This is a genomic window from Lactobacillus equicursoris DSM 19284 = JCM 14600 = CIP 110162, assembly GCF_001434815.1.
Lineage (GTDB): Bacteria > Bacillota > Bacilli > Lactobacillales > Lactobacillaceae > Lactobacillus > Lactobacillus equicursoris.
In genome coordinates this window covers 1-1,972 of sequence record NZ_AZDU01000096.1, presented here as the reverse complement: position 1 = coordinate 1,972, position 1,972 = coordinate 1, and the positions used below count along the sequence as shown (strand labels likewise).

Here is a 1,972-nt window from a genome sequence, read left to right as displayed (position 1 = left end):
CAAAGTATTGGTAGCCACCCTTGCCTTGCTTAAGGCCGTGTTCCTTACCGTAGTCCTTGAAGCCAGACCAAGCAGCTTGGTTGAATGAGTGGTCGTCAACACCGTTGCTGTCAGTGATCAAGGCAACACCGTGCTTGGTGTCCTTGTTGGCAGTAGAGTTAGACTTCTTGCCGGAGCAAGCAGTTAAAACAGCAGCGACTGATAGGGTGGTTGCGCCGATAGCAACCAATTTCTTGTAGTTGAAACGCATATCGATTACTTCCTCTTCATTTACGAACATTTGTATATTTAAGATACCATTAAATTCGGCTAAAAGCAAGTAAAAAAGAGTAGAATATTCGTTTTTTTAGGCATTTTTTTCAAAAAAGCTTTTTTAAATATGAGAAAGCGGTTGATTCACGAACGAATCAACGCTTTTGTATAGACCAGTTCCCGGACTGGGAAGTTTTAGACAGTTGTTATACAATTAGCAGCAGATTAGAGAATCAGGAAAGTTAGCTAATCTGGGGCAGCCGCGAGGCTGCCTTTTTTGCTGCAAGTTATAACAGTTAAGAAAAAGGCGCCCATCGAATGATGAGTGCCTTTGTGTTCTTGGCAAAATTAATGAATCAGGAAAGTTAGTTAATTAAAGATTACCAGGAAATTTCGTAGAGATTATGTAAGTTTAACCAAGGCGACATTTGTTCGAAAAATAAAACAAGTCACGATAAGGTGACTTGTTAGTACGGATCAGTTGTCTTGCTTACTCTTTTGTGCCTTAGCTTTCTCAGCTGTTTTATTACTTTCTTGCCAATTGATATCGAGTATGTTGATTCGATAGTTAGGATGGTTATCTTCTTCGATATCCCAAAAAAACATATCGCTATCTTTATCTCGTAAATCGCCCAAAAGGATATACGTTCCTGTATAGCCATGACCGCTACCTTTTAAACGCGCATAGTATGGTTGGTCGGCATCCCGCCAAGGAGATCCATCATCAGCGGAGAATTGTCTAAGGCCGTCGACCATGACATAATCACTGTATTTATATTTCTTTTTAAGATTGGTGATCTTCTTGGTTTTGCTGTTAAATTTAAATGTGTATGCAGTTTCATCAATCATGGCTTTTTCGCCATTTGAATATTGAGAATGGTTGTTGATCTCTGAAACGTTTCTGGCTTTAATGTAGGCTCCATGGCCAATGTAGTAAAAATAGTGGCCGTTGATTTTCCTGTAAGGCAGCCAGTATTTTTTGTCAATTTCATAGGTATGAATTTTTGTGCCATGGAGGAAATAATAGCGAACATCTTTGTTGGTCCGTTCAACCTTTTTTCTGGTTGTATAGACGTAACTGCCCTTCTTTAGATAGCCGAGGGGACCATAAAGTCCGTTGAACCAAGGCATCCGGTTGCCATAGCGGTCATAGACATAGCTGTTCCAATTTAACTTCAAAACGACTTGGCCTTTTAAATAGGGCGTATCGTATGCGGCTTGCACAGTGTTTGCAAATAAAGCCGTAATACCCAGTAGGGCAGTTAAGGCAAGCAATGTGTTACGTAGTCTTTTGAGCATGGTTATCACCTCACTGGAAAACGCTTTCTCAATAATAATTATAACATTAAGGTAAAGCAAAAAGGCACCCATCGAATGATGAGTGCCTCTTAAAAATCTGCTGTTTGAGCTTACTTCAAGTCGCTTACGCTGTCGGCAACCTTGATCTTGCCAGCCAAGATTTGCTTACGAGCGTTTTGAACCTTAGTCCAAGTCTTGGAGTCGATCTTGCCCTTAGTTACGGAAACACCGTTGCCTTCCAGAGTGTAAACGAAGTGCTTGCCACCTGGGAACTTGCCTTGGTATGCCTTTTCAGCCAAACGTTCAACAGCAACGTCCAGACCCTTCAAAACGGAAGTCAAGACGAAGTTGCTCTTCTTGCCATCCTTTGAAGTGTAGTTACCCAAGTTGGATTGGTCAACGTCAACACCGATTACCCAAA

2 protein-coding genes and 1 pseudogene are annotated in these 1,972 nt (G+C 41.2%); all 3 read right to left on the bottom strand.

The features are described from left to right. Window positions 1-250: pseudogene (locus tag FC20_RS09425) on the bottom strand (BMP family lipoprotein); the annotation flags it as partial. A gap of 479 nt (window positions 251-729) precedes the next feature. Further along, window positions 730-1,623 carry an SLAP domain-containing protein gene (locus tag FC20_RS10950; RefSeq protein WP_236697669.1) on the bottom strand — a complete coding sequence of 298 codons (894 nt, stop codon included), beginning with the start codon at window positions 1,621-1,623 and terminating at the stop codon, window positions 730-732. Between the two features lie 38 nt (window positions 1,624-1,661). Further along, a partial coding sequence (locus FC20_RS09415) for a BMP family ABC transporter substrate-binding protein (protein ID WP_156402973.1) occupies window positions 1,662-1,972 on the bottom strand: 311 nt, incomplete at its 5' end.